At 36.5% G+C, this 18,534-nt stretch carries 19 protein-coding genes; all 19 read left to right on the top strand.

Annotated features, from left to right (window positions below; all coding sequences use genetic code 11):
* The first annotated feature begins 3 nt into the window (after positions 1–3).
* The 19 genes from H8S01_RS03190 (at position 4) to H8S01_RS03105 (ending at position 18,534) form a co-directional block, all read left to right on the top strand.
* Positions 4–1,110: a SufB/SufD family protein gene (locus H8S01_RS03190; RefSeq protein ID WP_186836160.1), complete on the top strand. Its 1,107-nt coding sequence runs from the start codon at positions 4–6 to the stop codon at positions 1,108–1,110.
* Positions 1,103–2,341 (top strand): aminotransferase class V-fold PLP-dependent enzyme, encoded by a 1,239-nt coding sequence (locus H8S01_RS03185; protein ID WP_186836159.1) that lies wholly within the window; start codon positions 1,103–1,105, stop codon positions 2,339–2,341. Before H8S01_RS03190 ends, H8S01_RS03185 begins: the two co-directional genes overlap by 8 nt.
* Complete coding sequence (gene sufU, locus H8S01_RS03180; RefSeq protein WP_021865395.1) at positions 2,331–2,759, top strand: Fe-S cluster assembly sulfur transfer protein SufU; 429 nt, start codon at positions 2,331–2,333, stop codon at positions 2,757–2,759. The genes H8S01_RS03185 and sufU overlap by 11 nt, the downstream gene beginning before the upstream one ends.
* Positions 2,760–2,874: 115 nt before the next feature.
* A complete protein-coding gene (locus H8S01_RS03175) occupies positions 2,875–5,100 on the top strand; it encodes an EAL domain-containing protein (RefSeq protein ID WP_186836158.1) in 2,226 nt (741 codons plus the stop codon).
* An 86-nt stretch (positions 5,101–5,186) separates the two neighbouring features.
* The gene (locus H8S01_RS03170) at positions 5,187–5,957 is read left to right on the top strand and encodes a tRNA threonylcarbamoyladenosine dehydratase (protein ID WP_186836157.1); all 771 of its coding nucleotides are present in this window, start codon (positions 5,187–5,189) and stop codon (positions 5,955–5,957) included.
* A gap of 14 nt (positions 5,958–5,971) precedes the next feature.
* The gene (gene larE / locus H8S01_RS03165) at positions 5,972–6,808 is read left to right on the top strand and encodes an ATP-dependent sacrificial sulfur transferase LarE (protein WP_186836156.1); all 837 of its coding nucleotides are present in this window, start codon (positions 5,972–5,974) and stop codon (positions 6,806–6,808) included.
* Entirely contained in the window at positions 6,809–7,678 is an 870-nt protein-coding gene (gene metF / locus H8S01_RS03160; RefSeq protein WP_021865391.1) for a methylenetetrahydrofolate reductase [NAD(P)H], read from the top strand.
* A gap of 17 nt (positions 7,679–7,695) precedes the next feature.
* Complete coding sequence (locus H8S01_RS03155; protein ID WP_186836155.1) at positions 7,696–8,826, top strand: ATP-binding protein; 1,131 nt, start codon at positions 7,696–7,698, stop codon at positions 8,824–8,826.
* Positions 8,827–8,863: 37 nt separating this feature from the next.
* Positions 8,864–10,045 (top strand): cysteine desulfurase NifS, encoded by a 1,182-nt coding sequence (gene nifS / locus H8S01_RS03150; protein WP_186836154.1) that lies wholly within the window; start codon positions 8,864–8,866, stop codon positions 10,043–10,045.
* 158 nt (positions 10,046–10,203) lie between these two features.
* On the top strand, positions 10,204–11,544 hold the full coding sequence (locus tag H8S01_RS03145) for a hypothetical protein (protein WP_186836153.1): 1,341 nt from the start codon (positions 10,204–10,206) through the stop codon (positions 11,542–11,544).
* Between the two features lie 152 nt (positions 11,545–11,696).
* On the top strand, positions 11,697–12,281 hold the full coding sequence (locus H8S01_RS03140; protein ID WP_186836152.1) for a DUF308 domain-containing protein: 585 nt from the start codon (positions 11,697–11,699) through the stop codon (positions 12,279–12,281).
* Positions 12,278–12,943, top strand: a complete 666-nt coding sequence (locus tag H8S01_RS03135; protein ID WP_186836151.1) for a TVP38/TMEM64 family protein — start codon at positions 12,278–12,280, stop codon at positions 12,941–12,943. Before H8S01_RS03140 ends, H8S01_RS03135 begins: the two co-directional genes overlap by 4 nt.
* A 274-nt stretch (positions 12,944–13,217) precedes the next feature.
* Positions 13,218–13,658 carry an Hsp20/alpha crystallin family protein gene (locus tag H8S01_RS03130; RefSeq protein ID WP_021866253.1) on the top strand — a complete coding sequence of 147 codons (441 nt, stop codon included), beginning with the start codon at positions 13,218–13,220 and terminating at the stop codon, positions 13,656–13,658.
* 65 nt (positions 13,659–13,723) lie between these two features.
* Positions 13,724–13,849: a hypothetical protein gene (locus H8S01_RS14205; protein ID WP_021866252.1), complete on the top strand. Its 126-nt coding sequence runs from the start codon at positions 13,724–13,726 to the stop codon at positions 13,847–13,849.
* A gap of 246 nt (positions 13,850–14,095) precedes the next feature.
* Positions 14,096–15,037 carry a GTP-binding protein gene (locus H8S01_RS03125; protein WP_186836150.1) on the top strand — a complete coding sequence of 314 codons (942 nt, stop codon included), beginning with the start codon at positions 14,096–14,098 and terminating at the stop codon, positions 15,035–15,037.
* A gap of 214 nt (positions 15,038–15,251) precedes the next feature.
* Complete coding sequence (locus H8S01_RS03120; RefSeq protein ID WP_330605473.1) at positions 15,252–15,953, top strand: phosphodiester glycosidase family protein; 702 nt, start codon at positions 15,252–15,254, stop codon at positions 15,951–15,953.
* Positions 15,934–16,317, top strand: coding sequence for a hypothetical protein (locus tag H8S01_RS03115; protein ID WP_186836149.1), 384 nt, complete (start codon positions 15,934–15,936; stop codon positions 16,315–16,317). The genes H8S01_RS03120 and H8S01_RS03115 overlap by 20 nt, the downstream gene beginning before the upstream one ends.
* Positions 16,318–16,514: 197 nt before the next feature.
* Positions 16,515–17,069: a TetR/AcrR family transcriptional regulator gene (locus H8S01_RS03110; protein ID WP_186836334.1), complete on the top strand. Its 555-nt coding sequence runs from the start codon at positions 16,515–16,517 to the stop codon at positions 17,067–17,069.
* On the top strand, positions 17,059–18,534 hold the full coding sequence (locus H8S01_RS03105; RefSeq protein ID WP_186836148.1) for a DUF6937 domain-containing protein: 1,476 nt from the start codon (positions 17,059–17,061) through the stop codon (positions 18,532–18,534). The genes H8S01_RS03110 and H8S01_RS03105 overlap by 11 nt, the downstream gene beginning before the upstream one ends.

The following is an 18,534-nucleotide window of genomic DNA, read 5'->3' as shown; positions in this document are numbered from 1 at the left end:
AATATGGATATTAAGATAAATGAATTGTCAGCAAAAACATTTAACTGGCTGGGAATGAATGAAAGCGTTGTCAAAGATGTGCCGGAATTTGAGTGCGGAAGCATGGTTGTGACAACTCCTGACGAAGTTACATGTGAAAGAGAACTTGTGGATAGTATTGCACTTTCCGGCATTGACAAAGAAACAAGCGGCATGGGAAGAGATATTGATGAACTTATAAGTGATTCAGGCGTAAACAGCTTTGTTTTAAAGACAAAACCGGGAATTACATCGTCAAAACCGGCTATAGTAAAAGTGCCTGCTGATGCGGGAACAATTAACAAGCTTGTTATTGATACGGATAAGGACAGCACAATAACTGTTGTGATGGATTATCTTTCAGACAGTCTGCATGATGAAGAAAAAAATAAAATGTTTGGTGTTCAGACAAGAATACAGGCCGGAAGCGGCTCAAAAGTTAATCTTGTCCAGCTGTTAAGACATTCTTCAGATTATTCATGCCTTAATGATATCGGGGCGGTTCTTGATGATAATGCACGACTTAACATAGTACAGGTTATACTTGACGGCGATAAAAATTATATGGGGTGCCGTGTTGTTCTTAAAGGAAAAGGAAGTTCATTAAAGACTGATATCGGTTATATGGTAAACAATGACGGCAGACTTGATATGAACTATGAAGCCGTTCATGAAGGAAAAGTTACAGAGAGTGAAATAAATGCAGCCGGTGTATTGAAAAACGGTGCATTTAAGCTGTTCAGAGGTACAATTGATTTTAAGAAAGGGGCAGCCGGTGCTGTAGGTAACGAAAAAGAGGATGTGCTCTTGCTTGATGATAATGTTGTAAACCAGACAATTCCTATTATTTTATGTGCTGAGGAAGATGTTGAAGGTAACCATGGTGCAACAATAGGTGAGCTTGATGAGCAGATAATGCTTTATATGCAGGCAAGAGGTCTCAGCCGTGAACAGGTATATGAAGAAATGTCAAAGGCAAGAATTAAGGCGGTATGTAATCTTATACCGGATGAGGATACTAAAAATATGATGAGTGATTACCTTGAAGGTGAACAGTTACTTGAAAATGGAGGCGAGCAGGAGAATGAATAAAGAGCAGTTCAGACAACAGGGGATTGAAATAAGAAAAGATTTTCCGCTTTTTAATTCTGCTGATGTTGTATATCTTGATAATGCTGCAACTTCACAAAAGCCTGAATGTGTAATACAGGCAGAGCGTGATTTCTATGAAAAGTCAAATGCAAATCCGCTTCGAGGTCTTTACGCACTTGCTGAGAAAGCAACAAAAGAGTATGAAGATGCAAGAAAGACAGTTGCAGATTTTATCGGTGCAGCAGATTCATCAGAAATCATATTTACAAGAAATGCAACTGAAGGACTTAATCTTGCCGCATACTGCCTTTCACAGATAATGTTAAAAGAAGACGATGAGATTGTTGTAAGCATCATGGAACATCACAGCAATCTTTTACCATGGCAGCAGGCCGCAAGAAGAACAGGTGCGGTTCTTAAATTTATTGAATGTTCAAAAGACGGCGTTATAACAGATGAAGCTTTTGAAAATGCTATAACAGATAAGACGAAAATAGTTGCAATGACACAGATTTCCAATGTACTTGGAAGTAAGAATGATATAAAGAAATATGCTTCATATTGCCATGACAGAGGAATTGTTTTTGTTGCTGATGGAGCACAGAGTGTTCCGCATATTCCTGTTAATGTCCAGGAACTTGGAGTGGACTTCCTTTCATTTTCGGGACATAAAATGTTTGCACCTATGGGAATTGGCGTATTATATGGAAGGAAATCACTTCTTGAGCAGATGCCACCATTTCTTTATGGTGGTGAAATGATTGAATCCGTTACAAGAGAAAGTGCGGTATATGCGGAGGTTCCTCACAAGTTTGAAGCGGGAACAGTTAATGCGTCAGGTGCGGTTGCACTGGCAGAGGCGATAAGATATATCAACAAAACCGGATTTGATGTTATACAGGAAAGAGAAGATTATCTTACAAAGTATGCTTTTGAAAAAATGACAGCCGTAAATGGTGTGCATATTATAGGCTCGCCTGATGCATCATCACATCACGGAATATTATCATTTACACTTGACGGAGTACATCCGCATGATGTAGCATCTATACTTGATGCAGATAATATAGGAGTGCGTGCCGGACACCACTGTGCACAGCCGCTTCTTGCATATCTTGGTATTTCTTCATCTACAAGAGTGAGTCTTGCATTTTACAATACATGTGAAGAAATAGATACATTTGTGGATAGTCTTTCACAGATAAGGAGACAGATGGGTTATGGAGAATAAGACATTCTATAATGAGGTACTGACAGACCACAATCTTCATCCTGGTCATAAGCATGCACTTGATGATGCCAATATGATTCTTGAGGGTGTTAATCCAAGCTGTGGTGATGACATTTTTCTCAATCTTAAATTTGAGGACGGAGTTATCAAAGATGGTTCATTTCAGGGTGACGGCTGTGCTATATCACAGGCTTCAGCTGATATGATGCTTGATCTGATTGTTGGAAAAACAAAAGAAGAAGCTTTACAGCTTGCTGATATTTTTTTGAGAATGATAAAGGGTGAAGCATCAGATGATGAAATTGACCAGCTTGAGGAAGCATCAGTATTAAAGGATATTTCGCATATGCCGGCAAGAGTAAAATGTGCTGTGCTTGGATGGCGTACATTAAATGAAATGTTTAAAGATGGTAAATAAGTACTATTGGTGAGCTTATATTTCCCTGTTACATTTACAGCTAATATATTTAGGTGTTATAATTATATGCAACAAAGATGTATTAGCTAATGATGTAATCAGGGGATTTTATTTTATGAAACAGAAGAAAAACGGTTTTTTTATTACAATTTTGCTGCTTTTGATATCGTTGGCTTTTATTGTGACGGTATCAGTTGTATTTAATAATATAAAGACAAATCTTGAACGCGAAATTATTTCGAGTCTCAGTGAGGAAGCTGAAGAGAATGCAGCTTTGATTGAAAAAGAGATTGATGCAAAATTTGGTGTATTGCAAAGTTTTGCCAATGAATTATCATCAACAGGTGATGAGATTGCAGAGATTCGCGATATGCAGAGTTTCGTTGAAGTGTATAATTTTAGAAGAATGGGATTTGTTGACCTTAATGGTATTGCGAAGACGACAGATGGATTTGAAAAAGATTTGTCATTCAGGGAATTCTATCAGGTTGGTCTTAAAGGTGAATCATTTATTACAGAATCGCTTCAGGAGACTATAGGTGATTATACAGAAGATATGATAAATATTCTCAGCGTTCCTGTATATGATAATAAAGGTGAGATTAAGGGCGTGTTGTTTGCTACATATCTTACAGAAAAATTTCACGAAGTGATATTTTCAGATTCATTTCAGGGTGAAGGATATACATATATTGTTGCCGGCGATGGTGATGTAATATCATCATATGGTGACGGGATGCAGAAAGAATATGATAATATTTTCATATATACAGGTGATGCGGCACAATATGACGATGCCATACAGGAAAAAGTTGAAAATGATATGCGGGAGAAGATTAGCAGGGTTGGTATAGGTGTTAATGAGGATAACGATAAGTATTTTTATTGCTATAAACCACTCGAGATTGAGTCTGCTGATATGAACTGGTATATTTTCTCTATTGAACCAAAGAGTGTTCTTGATGAAAGAATGCATCCTATAATGAGAGATATACAGTTTCTTACAGTTATCCTTATATGTATCCTTGTTATGGCTAATATTATATTCTTATATTACAATGTAAGAAGAAGACAGGAATTATTCAGGCTTGCATATAAAGATAGTATTACAGGTGGAGATAATTTCTCAAATTTCAAGGAAAAAGCAAAGAAGTATGAAAATACAGAAGGATATGTAATTGCACTTGATATAAGTGAGTTTAAGCTCGTCAATAATGTATGCGGCAACGCCCGTGGTGATGAAGTATTAAAGGCTATATGGGATGTCATAATGGCTAATTGCAATGATAATGAGCAGGCAGCCAGAGTTAATGCTGACAGGTTTGTAATATTCTGGATTGAAAGAAGCAAAAAGACAGTTACTTACCGTATCGAAAAGCTGATAAATGAGATTGAAGGCATATCAGAGCAGTTGAGCGTGCCTAGATTGTATCCTGTAATAGGAATACGTGCTGTAGAAAAGCTTGATGATGCAGATAAACGTTATGGTGAGGCATTGAGAGCTAAAGCACTTGTAAAGAACAGACGTGACCGTCATTATGCTTTTTATGATGAGATTGATTATGATACAATAGTTGAGAATAAAAAGCTGGAGAATGGTTTTGAGAAAGCACTTGCAGATAAGAAATTTGAAGTGTGGTATCAGCCTAAATTTAACTCACATACAGGTAAAATAGTTGGCTCAGAGGCACTTATCAGATGGCGTGCGGACGATGGTTCACTTATTTCACCCGGACGGTTTATTCCTTTGTTTGAAAAAAATGGTAATATAATAAGACTTGATGAATATGTATTCCGTGAAGTGTGCAGACAGCAGAAAGAATGGCAGGAAGAAGGGATTCAGATACTTCCTGAATCTGTAAACATTTCCAGATTCAGCCTCTACTATTCAAATGTTGTAGAAAAATATGAGAGGATAATTAACTATTATGATGTGGATCATAAGTATGTACAGATAGAGATTACAGAGAGTGCAATAATTGAAAATACTGTGATTGTTGAACTTATACAGAAATTCCATGATGCAGGTTTCGATATTCTTCTGGATGATTTTGGAAGTGGATATTCATCACTTGCATCTCTTAACCAGATGCCATTTGATACAATTAAGCTTGATAAAAGCCTTGTTGATTATGTTGGCAATGAAAATGGTGAGAAGCTTCTTAAATTTATTGTACAGCTTGTCCAGAGTCTTGGAATGAAGATAACAGCAGAAGGGGTAGAATATAAAGAACAGCTTGATTTTCTTGAAAATCTTAACTGTGATGACATACAGGGGTTCTATTTTTCAAAACCTCTTATGTTAGCAGATTTTTCAGCAAAACTGACGGAAAATAATTAATAAATAAAACTATTGAAATGCTAGGAAATAAAGTGATAAGCGGATGCCTGAAGCATCCGCTTATATTATGAAAGAGGATAGAATCTATGCTTACACAATTTTCAAGAACAGAGCTTCTGCTTGGTAAGGAAGCAATGGATAAACTTGCAGCTTCAAGAGTTGCGGTGTTCGGAGTCGGCGGAGTCGGCGGATATGTATGCGAGGCACTGGTGAGAAGTGGTGTCGGTGCATTTGACCTGATAGATGATGATAAGGTTTGTCTTACAAACCTTAATAGACAGATAATTGCGACAAGAAAAACAGTCGGGCAGTATAAAACAGAAGTTATGCGTGACAGAATCCTTGAAATTAATCCTAAGGCGGATGTGAGAATTCACAAATGTTTTTTTCTGCCTGAAAATGCAGATGAATTTCCATTTGATGAGTATGACTATATAGTTGATGCAGTTGATACTGTTACAGCAAAAATTGAGCTTGTAATGAAAGCCAACGAGATGAATATTCCGATTATAAGCAGCATGGGAGCAGGAAATAAACTTGAACCAAGCATGTTTCAGGTGGCTGATATATATAAGACAAAGGTATGCCCTCTTGCAAAAGTTATGCGAAGAGAGTTAAAGAAACGTGGAATTAAGAAGCTGAAAGTTGTATATTCAGAAGAAAAGCCGATAAGACCTCTTGAAGATATGGCGATAAGCTGTCGTACAAACTGCATATGTCCACCTGGTGCACAGCATAAATGCACGGAGAGAAGAGTTATTCCGGGCAGTACAGCATTTGTTCCGTCTGTTGTTGGACTTATAATAGCAGGTGAAGTTGTTAAAGATTTATGTGATTATAAAAGACGTGACGAATAAAGCAAGGAGAATTTATGGCAGATATTACAGAAAACCAGCAGATTAAATATGAAAAGCTGAAGCAGTATATTAAAGAATTAGGCTCTGTTGCAGTGGCATTTTCAAGTGGAGTTGATTCTACGTTTTTGTTAAAGGCAGCACATGATGTGCTCGGTGATAACGCCATAGCTGTCACAGCACGTTCATGTTCATTTCCTAAAAGAGAACTCAATGAGGCAGTGGATTTCTGCAAAAAAGAGGGAATAAGACATTTTATATGTGATTCTGAGGAATTAAAAATAGAAGGATTTGCCCAGAATCCGAAAAACAGATGTTATCTTTGTAAACATGAACTTTTTGAAGAAATCAAAAAAATTGCTGATGAAAATGGAATTGCATGTATTGCAGAAGGCTCCAATATGGACGATAATGGGGATTACAGGCCAGGACTTAAAGCAGTTGCCGAGCTTGGCATAAAGAGCCCATTAAGAGAGAGCAAAATGACAAAGGACGATATAAGAGCATTGTCAAAAATGCTGGGACTTCCTACATGGAACAAACAGTCATTTGCCTGTCTTTCTTCAAGATTTGTATATGGAGAGACTATTAATGAAGAGAAACTGGGAATGGTAGACAAAGCAGAGCAGTTTCTTCTTGATATGGGATTTCATCAGGTAAGAGTAAGAATTCATGGTATGATGGCAAGAATTGAAATTGAACCGGCTGAATTTGATAAACTTATGAAAGAAGAAAACAGATTTAAAATTGTGCAGGAATTTAAAAAGTATGGTTTTACATATGTTACACTGGACCTTTTGGGATACAGATGTGGAAGTATGAATGAGACACTTAAAGACGAGGAGAAAAGATAAGTGAAAATTAGCAGTATTGTGGGAAAAGACAAATTGACACTGTCATTTGAAGTATTTCCGCCTAAGACGGATTCAGATTTTGAAAAAGTTAAAGAAGCTGCTTTTGGAGTGGCAGCAATAAAGCCGGCATATATAAGTGTTACATATGGTGCCGGTGGAAGTACAAGCACAAATACGCTTGCAATAGCAAAAGGAATTCAGGAAAAATATGGTGTTGCAACAATTGCACATCTTACATGCGTTGGAGCATCAAAAGATTCAATTATAAAATCACTTTCTGATATGAGAGATGCAGGAATAGAAAATGTACTTGCACTTCGTGGTGATAAGCCTAAGTGGTTTGATGGAGAACCTTTTAAAGAATACAAATATGCATCTGAACTTGTATCAACAATAAAAGAGTTTGGTGGTTTTTCTGTAGGTGGTGCATGTTATCCTGAAGTACACCCTGATTCAGCAAACAGACAGGAAGATATAATTAATCTTAAAAAGAAGGTTGATGCCGGATGTGAATTTCTTACAACACAGATGTTTTTTGATAACAGCGTTTATTATGATTTTGTTGAAAATGTGCGTAAAGCAGGAATTGATGTGCCGGTAATTCCGGGAATAATGCCTATTACAAGAGAATCACAGATTGAAAATGTAATAAAACTTTCAGGCTGTAAGATGCCACAGCAGTTTATTAAAATTGTAGACAGATTTAAAGAAGACAAAGCATCAATGAAGCAGGCAGGAATTATATATGCGACACAACAGATACTTGATTTATATGCAAACGGAGTGAAAAACGTCCATGTATATTCAATGAATGATTCATCTGTTGCAGGTGCAATTTACAATAATCTGTCTGATATTTTATCAATGTAAATAACGGAGTGCAGAGTATGAGTATATCAGTAAAAAGAATGAAAAAACTCTTAAAAGATGATTATCAGATTATAGATATAAGAAGTGCTGCTGAGATTGCACACGGCGAAATTCCGGGAGCAGTAATCGTGGCACCTGAAAATGTACTTGATAATAAAAATATAGATTATTCTAAAAAACTCATTATATGTTGTGCAAGAGGCGAGAAAAGCGAGGAGACAGCTAGACTTTTACAGTCGGAGGGTTACGATGCACAAAGTCTTGAAGGTGGATTTGGGGCATGGCTTCTTGATAAAATGAGCATGACTGATGAAAATGAGAAGGCTTTTGAAGTAGAAAAGAGTCTCCGTAAAAAATTCAGAAAAGAAATATGGTCAAAGTTCACAAAGGCCGTAAATACATATGAGCTTGTGAAACCGGGTGATAAAATAGCGGTTTGTATTTCAGGCGGAAAAGATTCAATGCTTATGGCAAAATGTTTTCAGGAATTAAAGCTTCATGACAAGTTTGATTTCGATGTGAAATTCCTTGTTATGGATCCGGGCTACAGTCCGAGAAACAGGCAGGTAATAGAGGAAAATGCAAGGATTCTTAATATACCGATTACCGTATTTGAATCTGATATTTTTGAGTCTGTATACAATATTGAAAAATCACCTTGTTATCTGTGTGCGAGAATGAGAAGAGGACATCTTTATGCGTATGCTAAAGAACTCGGATGTAATAAGATTGCACTTGGGCATCATTATGATGATGTTATAGAGACGATACTTATGGGAATGCTTTACGGTGCACAGGTACAGACAATGATGCCTAAACTTCACAGCACGAATTTTGAGGGAATGGAGCTTATCCGACCACTCTATCTTGTGAGAGAAGATGATATAAAAGCATGGCGTGATTATAATGGACTTAATTTTATCCAGTGTGCCTGCAAATTTACGGATACATGTACAACATGTAATAATGAAGAAAACCAGTCAAAGCGGGTTGAAATCAAGGAACTGATAAAAACATTGAAGCAGGTTAATCCTCATGTTGAGAGTAATATTTTCAGAAGCGTTGAAAATGTTAATATTGACACAGTTATTGCTTATAAGCAGAACGGTGTAAAGCATAATTTCCTTGATGAGTATGATAATAAATGAAATTTTCAGATATAAGTTTTGGGTCTTTTGGGAGTGAATGAGAATGATTTATCTTGATAATGCCGCAACAACAAAAGTAAACAAAAAAGTTTTAGAGTCAATGATGCCGTATTTTTCGGAAATTTACTGCAATCCTTCGGCTGCATACAGCTTTGCAACGAAAGGCAGGATTGCGATTGAAGAAGCGAGAAATTATGCGGCAAAGCTGATAGGTGCTTCTGATATGGAAATATATTTCACAAGCGGTGGAAGTGAATCTGATAATTGGGCGATTAAGGCTGTAGCAGAATCATTTTCTGATAAAGGGAAACATATTATTACAACAAAAATTGAGCATCATGCAGTGCTTCATACATGTGAATATCTTGAAAGACATGGATTTGATATAACATATCTGAATGTTGATTCAGATGGCAAAGTAAGATTGGATGAACTTAAAAAATCAATAAGAGAAGATACAATTCTTATTTCAGTAATGACAGCAAATAACGAAATAGGAACAATACAGCCGGTTGCAGAAATTGGTAAAATAGCACATGAAAAAGGAATACTTTTCCATACAGATGCAGTTCAGGCATATGGACATATACCAATTAATGTTGACGAGATGAATATTGATTTGCTGTCTGCAAGCGGACACAAGTTTAATGGTCCTAAGGGTGTCGGGATAATGTATATAAGAAAAGGAGTGAAAATCCGTTCATTCATACATGGCGGTTCGCAGGAGCGTGGCAGACGTGCCGGAACTTATAATGTACCGGGAATTGCAGGGCTTGGAACAGCGGCAAAGCTTGCCATGGAAAATATGGCAAAACGTGCTGAAAAAGAAAAAGAATTAAGAGATTATTTTATTGACAGAATATCTGCGGAAATTCCATATACTGTATTAAACGGACACAGAGAAGACAGGCTTCCTAACAATATTAATTTCTGTTTTCGATTTGTTGAGGGTGAGTCAGTACTTATAATGCTTGACCAGGCAGGAATCTGTGCATCGAGCGGTTCAGCGTGTACATCCGGTGCAATAGACCCGTCGCATGTTCTTCGTGCAATAGGTTTAAGCGATGAGATGGCACATGAATCACTCCGCCTCACTTTGTCATATGAGAATACAAAGGAAGAGATAGATACAGTAGTTGGGGAACTGAAGCGGATAGTTGAAAGACTTCGTGGAATGTCTCCGGCTTATAAGGCGTTTTTAGGTGGGGAAAAAGAGTGAGTTTTGTAATTTGTAATATAATTGGTTAATAATTTTAAAATTGCTGTCGATATATTAAACACAAGGATGGTACTTTATTTCAACGGATTGATGTGAAATGGAGTGCTATCCTTTTTTATTTATTTACTGTTCGGACCTATTTGGAGAACAGGGTGGCTGTGAATGACGGAGCGGCCACGGAAAGGAATTATATGGAGGTCAGCACAAGATATGCAAACGGTTTTTTGAATGAATATGGACAGGATTTGCATAAGGAAGAGAAAACGGAGTATGATTTTGCTTCGGAACTAAAAAACAAAATGCAGGAACATTCAGAATCAAAAAAAGAAACGGTTGATTCGAGAGAACTGTATTACAGGCAGGTATCGTATGCATCAGCGGATATTAAAAAGGCTGAAGATGAGCCGGCACAGGATGTTAAGATGAAAAATCTCGGAGTGGGATTTTTATTCGTTGGAGGTGTCGGACTTGGAATGTCAGCAGGGCAGATAATAAGTGACGATTCGGAAGATGTAATAGTAAGGGTTAAAATTGCCGTGGGAGAGGGCAAATGTGAAACTGTCGATGTCAATCTTTCGGAAGTCGATGTAAGAAATGCGTCAGCAGTTGAAATGTTTGCATTTTGTCAATATGCCGACAGTAACGGCACAGGTATCGATAACAAATGGGGAAGCTGGCATGCCTTAAAACAGGTATTATCGGCAAGTGGAAATGATTTACAGTATGCGACGCTAAACGATGCGGTTAATGAAAAACGTGATTGGGCAGCAGCATTGGCATCTTCAGGCAGTGTTCTTAAAAAAGAAGCAACGGGTGAATCAATAAGTGCGGCTGATATTTTGCGTATGCTTGAAGAAAATATCAGTAAGAATGCAAATGTTAAAGAATGTGTGTCTGTAAGCGAAGATGAAGATAAAAAACAAAGATACACAATTACGGCATTTGGTCCTGACGGCATAATAAGCAAGGAATATTGCGACGGTGTAGAGATTGGCTCATGGAGAATCAAGTACAAAAATGCAGGTGACTACGACAAAGTTATGGGGTTTTTGAATCGCTTTGACAATGACATAAATTTAGCATTTGCAGGCTCGCTGAAATTCTGGGAGAATTTTCTTAACGGTGATGTAAAAGAAGAAAAGTTACGGGTAACACATGAGGCATTTTTTAAGAATTTCGGACCAAATGCACCACAGAGCGTAAAAGATGCGTGGATAAAGGCGGCACAAAAGGTTGGTGTAAACAATCCCGGACAAAAAGAAAACGGTATGATGACTCATATTACGCAGTTGGATATACAAAGATTCATGCAGTGGAATAAAGGAATTTATGATACAGATGTGCTCGGCTCGACTGTGGAATCTGCAAGAAGTGCGGTTGAAAGTGCACTGTATGCTCTTGAAAATCCATTGTCTTTATCAGCAGATATTTCAGATGAAGCACGTGCGGCAAAGCAAAAAGAACGCGAATTTTATGAGGAATTTTTAAAACTGTTATAAATCACATGATGTTAAAAGCCACGTGGCTGGCACAAAACGGGCAAACGAAGATATGATGTTATAAAAACAGACATTTTATCACCATTTGCCTGTTTTTTTATGCTTTTATTTTTGTTAAAATAAAGACAAATAAAAGAAAGGCGGCGGTAGTTATGAAGATATTAAAGAAAATTAAAATTGATATGTGGATTAATGCTATTATGACTTTGATAATCGGAATTTTATTTATAGCAAGACCACAGGGAGCAATGGAAGTCACAGCGATTGTTGCTGGTGCTGTTATTTTTGCAAACGGACTTATAGACCTTATATATTATATGAACATATGGAGTGAATTGTATATAAGAGGTGTGTTGTTTGAAGGAATATTAAAGTGTATATTGGGAATTTTTATTATTACACATTCAGGAATAACATCAATTCTGTTTTCGTATATATTCAGTATTTATATTATAATAAGTGGAATCATATGTCTGGAGACGGCAGTTTATATGCAGAAGGCATTTGGATTTAATGCGGGAATTTATGTAGTATTATCGTGTGTAGTTGTCATTGCAGGTATAATTATGATGTTTTTTTCACCGGATACTGTAAAATCAGCTGCTCTTATGGCTGGGGTGATTTTTGTTATAAGTGGTGTTATTGATAGTATAATGTTATATCGCATACATAAGATAAGCAAAAATTTTGTTGGTGAAATTAAAGATATCGTTGATGAGATAGATGATATAAGATGAAAAAGTTAAGAAAAATAATTCCTGTTATTGCAATTTGTATAATAGGAATAATGCTTACGGTTATTGTTAAAAAATCCGGGCATCCGTTGACGGTAGATACAATTATTGAATACACGCCGGATAATACACTGCTTGCAATAGTTGTTATGCTTACATTTTTTGCGTTAAAAAGTCTTACGGTGGTTCTGCCGCTTTCTGTACTATATTTTGCATGTGGCATGATGTTTTCGCCATTTAGTGCATTGTTAGTAAGTACGGCAGGACTTGCTGTTACTATAACAATACCATATCTGATTGGCAAATATGCAGGTAAGCAGACAGTTAAAAGTATTTGTGAAAAGTATCCAAAAGCGGCACAGGTTGCGGTATATCAGCAGAAAAATAATTTTTTTGCATGTTTCATAACAAGAATAGTAGGTTTTCTTCCGGGAGATATTGTAAGCCTTTATTTTGGGGCATGTGACGCACCATATGCGGAGTATCTTGCGGCGGGCATAGCGGGTTCAATGCTCAGCATTGTGACAACGACTTTATTGGGTGAAAAAATAAATAATCCGTTTTCAGTTGAATTTTTGATTATTCTGCTTTGCAGGGTTGCTGTATCAGCTGTAGCAGTTGTGATTAATCATGTTATAAATTATAAAAAAATTAAAAATGTATAAACTCAGCAGCGTTCAAATCCGCATAAATACTGGGTTTATATTTTTTTAATAAAAAATTAGCACTCGCCTCTTGACATTGCTAATAAAAAGGTATATAACATAGTCAAGAACAAAGGAAGAGAACAAAAAGAGATTAGGTAATGATTGAAAGAATCTATGAGTTTTCTATCCGGTTCTGAAAAAACTTGGTGTAATACATTGGGAAACCAATGCAGGCATAGCTGCTAGTGTTAAACAGATATGTAGGTTTGATATTAAAAAGGAGAGATGACTTATGTTAATGCCTAGTATTTTTGGAGAAAACTTATTTAATGATGATTGGATGAATTTTTCATTTCCTGAAGTTGACAAAGAACTTTATGGTAAACATGCAGGCAATGTTATGAAGACTGATGTAAGAGAAACAGATTCAGGCTATGAAGTAGATATTGATTTACCTGGATTTAAGAAAGATGAAATCAATGCACAGCTTGATAATGGTTATCTTACAATAAGTGCTTCTAAGGGTCTTGATAAGGAAGAGAAGAATAAAGAAGGCAAGTATATCCGTAAGGAACGTTATGCCGGTGCTATGAGCAGAAGCTTCTATGTTGGTGATGAAGTAACTCAGGCTGATATTAAGGCCAGATATGAAGATGGTATTTTAAGACTTTCAGTTCCTAAGAAAGAAAAGAAAGCTGTTGAAAATAACAAGTATATTGCTATTGAAGGGTAATAGCTGAAGTTTTTTAATAAAAATTTATCAATTATATTAAATAAAATGGAAAGGAAGCGATTGTTATGGATAAGAATCCAAAACATCCATTAAAGAAAAAGAAAGTTCATCAGAAGGTAAATGCAACAGCTGACCACAATATTGAGGAACAGGCAGTTACAGGAAAACATAAAAAACATATTTATGATTAATATGAACTATAATAATCCAATTTAATAGAATTGAAAACTGAATAAAATATTAAAGCCGTCAGGGTTCGTTGATGTACGAATTCCGATGGCTTTTTTAATTAAATAACATTAAATATAAAAATTATGTTATAATTTAGAAAAATTATTAAGGTATTAAGAGTACAGTGCTTCGGCAGGAATCAATACAGACTGGCTGAATTTACAATTGGAAAGTTGAATAAAGCTTTATAATTATGGGAGAAATATATGATAAAAATTGATTTGATTACAGGATTTTTAGGAGCAGGCAAAACAACATTTATAAAAAAATATGCATCATATTTTATAAAACAGGGACAGACAGTTGGAATTCTTGAAAATGATTATGGTGCAATTAATGTTGATATGATGCTTTTGCAGGATTTGATGAGCGACAATTGTGAATTGGAGATGATTTCTGGCGGATGTGATGAAGAAACCCACAGGAGGCGTTTTAAGACAAAGCTGATTTCAATGGGAATGTGCGGCTATGACCGTGTTATAGTAGAACCATCAGGAGTATATGATATAGATGAATTTTTTGATGTTATACATGATGAGCCGCTTGATAGATGGTATGAGCCGGGAAATATCATTGCGATTGCCGATGCGTCAGCAGCAGATAATTTATCAGAAAAATCGTCATATGTTCTGGCATCTGAGATTTCATGTGCCGGAAAAATCATACTTAGCCATTCAGATGAAGTGGACGAACAAAAAATAAAAGACACAATTGATTATATTAATTTATCATTAAAGGACATTGGCTGCAAAAGACAGATAGGAATGAGTGATATAAAAAAAGGAATTCTTAATCTGACTGATGAAGATTTAAAAGAAATTGCAGAATGTGGATACAGACTTAATTCGTACCAGAAGCAGGATATTAATATGCAGGACGGAAAATTTGCTTCACTTTATTTTATGAATACAGGGTTGGGAAGTGAAGATGTAAAAGAGGCAGCGGAAAATATATTTGCTGATAAAAAATGTGGAAATATAATCCGCATAAAAGGATTTTTTAAAGAAAATGACAAATGGTATGAAGTCAATGCGATAAAGAAAAAAACCAGTATTAATGAAATACGGGAAGGACAGGATGTTATAATTGTTATAGGTGAAAATCTCAATGCTGACATTGTTGGAAATTATATAGGAAAGCATGATTAATCTGAAAATATATTCATATTTATGTAAGCCTTCATATGTAATTGCAAGAGCATATCAGAATGGAGGCTTTTAAAAATTCCATTCAAAAGCATAATATTTACACACAAATGACATATTTTTTTCACAGGCGGTGCCTATTATAATCTTAGAAAAAAGATTAGGAGGTGCCGCTTGTGTTATTTAATTGGAAAAAAACGGAAAAAGGTCATTTGGCGTGGAGAATTTTCTATGGCATAGCATTGACGGGATTTACAGTGTATACATTGCTGATGTTACAGTGAGTGATGTGTCATTTCTGCGGGCGGGGCTTGCAAACGGTGTTTTTGGAAGAAATATAAAAGAGACAACATCAGATATTGCAAAAGAAAATAATGCGATTTTTGCGATTAACGGGGATTTTTATGGGTTCAGGGACAGCGGTCCGGTTATAAGAAACGGAGTTCTTTACAGGTCAAATAAGAGAAGCGGAAGTAATGATGTACTTGCGGTTTATAACGATGGCAGTTTTGTTACGATGAAAGAGGAAAATGTGGATGCACAAAATCTTCTTGATAGTGGTGTTTTGCAGCTTTTCAGCTTTGGACCCACGCTTGTAGATAACGGACAGATAAGCGTGTCGGCAAATCAGGAAGTAGAGCAGTCAATGAACAGTAATCCGCGTACTGCGATAGGAATGATAAGCCCGCTGCATTATGTGTTTGTTGTGTCGGACGGACGAACTTCGGAAAGTGCCGGGCTGTCGCTGGCACAACTTGCGGCAGTTATGCAGGATGCGGGATGTCAGTGTGCATATAATCTTGACGGAGGTGGTTCATCTACGATGTGGTTTATGGGTGATGTGGTAAATAATCCGACAACAAACGGAAACAGTATTTCAGAAAGAAAGGTGAGCGATATTGTATACATTGGACAGTAAAAAAAGAGCCGTAATATGGGGCATTATAAGTATTTTTTGTATAGTATTTTTTAGCATATATAACAGATATTCGCATGGAGTTCATTCACCGTTTATGACATATTTCTTTGCGGTTCCGCTCATTTTCGGCTGCCTGCCGAATTGCATTGCTGGTATTTTCGAAAGGAAAATAAGAACATGGCATATCGCTTCGGACATTTATTGTGCAGGAATTGCGGCAGTTACGGTAAGCTGTGTTCTGAGAGGAATATTTGAAATTGCCGGAACATCGTCTGTTTATCAGGCATTGCTTATGTGGTTTGGAATTGCTATGAGTGTAGTTGGTGCGGTTGCTCATGGAATATTTATGATAAAAAATGCATGAAAAAATATATCTTAAAACAAATACGAAGCATAATTCACAAAAATATAAAAAAATATTATGCAATTTTGTGAATTGTGCTTAAAAATATAATGTGATACAATCAAGGAAACTAGAACGGTGAAAATAGTTTCCTTGATTTTTTGTTATGGTAACGATGGCGACGGAGGTGATGATGTACGGAAAATACAAAAGAAAGAATTTTACAGGCGGCAATTACCGCTTTTAATGAAAAAGGATTGAAGTTTACTATGGACGACCTTGCAGCGATTCTTGGTATGAGCAAGAAAACGATTTATAATGTGTTTTCTGATAAGAATTCGCTGTTTCTTGATATGGTTGATTACCTTTTTGACACGATAAAGGAAAGCGAACAAAAAATAGTGAAGGATACATCGCTTTCTACGATTGAGAAAATAAGGCATATTCTCGGTGTTATGCCGGAAAGCTATAAAGAAATCGATTTTGGGCAGCTTTATCTTTTAAAAGATAAATATCCGGACATATACAGGAAAGTTGAAAAAAGGCTTGAAAGTGGCTGGGAGACTACACTTGGACTTCTTGAACAGGGGATGAATGAGGGTGTGATAAGACATGTTAATCTTACAGTGTTTAAGATGATGATGGAGGCTTCGCTTGAGCAGTTTTTCCAAAGAGATATACTTGTGCGTGCGGATATGACATATGCACAGGGACTTAATGAAGTTGTAAGTATATTGCTTAATGGCATAGAGGAGGCGGATTATGGAAGATAAGTCAAAGAAAATTTATGGAAATGATATTGACAGGAGAGCATACAGAAAAGCTGTCAATTCTAAAAAGAGATTTGCAAAAAAATATGGGGATGATTCTAGGAAAAATTACCCGGTAACGGTAAATAAGAATAAGTATATCGGTGATGCACTCGGAGTTTACGATGTCCGTGTCGGTGATAAGTCAGAAGTTAAGGAAACAGAAAAATTTGATACAAAGTCGGGAATTATTGTAGGTAATATAAGAATGGGGTTCGGACATTACCGTATTTCAATGGCGATTGCATCCGCAGCTAATGCTATGGGATATGTCCCTTATTGGATGGATTTGAATTCTTACGAAGATACAACATGTACAAAGGTTATAAAAGCACAGAATGATTTATATTCGCTTGGTTCAAGATTTTCGCAGAAAAGCAGGCTGTTTAACCATTTTGTATGGGAACCCATGAATTACGAGGGTTTCAGAAAGCTTTCATATAATGCATCAGACCAGAAAAATGCCGAGCTTATGGCTCCTGTATATAAAAATGTTCCGAAAGAAATACCTGTAGTTGCGACGCATGTCTGGCCTGCACAGGCAGCAGTCCATGCAGGAATGAAATATGTTGTCAATGCGATTCCTGATAACTGGCCGATGGCACTTCATTTATCAGAGGGAAGCATACATACTGTCCAGACACATTTTGCATATCAGGGATATAGGATTTTGAACGGAATGAATGGTAAAAAGGTTCTGAATCCAATGCCGTCAGAAAGTCTTATATACACAGGACATTATATAGACCATGAACTTGTTGCTGGTATAGAGACTGATTGTCAAGCAAGAAGGGAAAGAAAGAAAAATAAAAAGACTATGAGATTTCTTCTTACAATAGGTGGTGCCGGTGCACAGAAAGAAATTTTTGCACATATAATCAGGTATCTGCTTCCTTATGTTAAGTCAGAAAAAGCAGCTCTTTATGTTAATGTCGGTGATTATAAAAATGTGTGGGATGATTTGGAACGTGAAATTCCTGAAATGTCAGATATTGCAATAAAACATTTCGATGACTGGGATGATACAACAAAGTTTGCAAATGATGCACTGACAGGTGATGTTACGGGAATTCACGGATTTTTCCATAAAAATATTTTTGAGGCGGTTTACTGTACCAATCTTTTGATGAGAAGTGCGGATGTGCTTGTCACAAAGCCAAGTGAACTTGCATTTTATCCGGTTCCGAAGCTTTTTATCAGGCGTGTCGGCGGACATGAACAGTGGGGAGCAATCCATTCTGCCGAGATTGGAGACGGAACACTTGAATGTAGGGATATTCCGCATACATTGCAGATGATAAAGCTATTTATGAATGATGATAAGCTGCTTTGCGATATGTGCGATAATATCGAAGCAAATAAAAAAGCGGGTATTTACAACGGTGCATATGAGGCAGTCAAAATTGCTATGAATATGAAGAAGGAGTGA

It is taken from the genome of Lachnospira hominis (ex Liu et al. 2021) (assembly GCF_014287955.1).
Lineage (GTDB): Bacteria > Bacillota > Clostridia > Lachnospirales > Lachnospiraceae > Lachnospira > Lachnospira hominis.
This window is presented reverse-complemented; position numbering and strand designations above follow the sequence as displayed.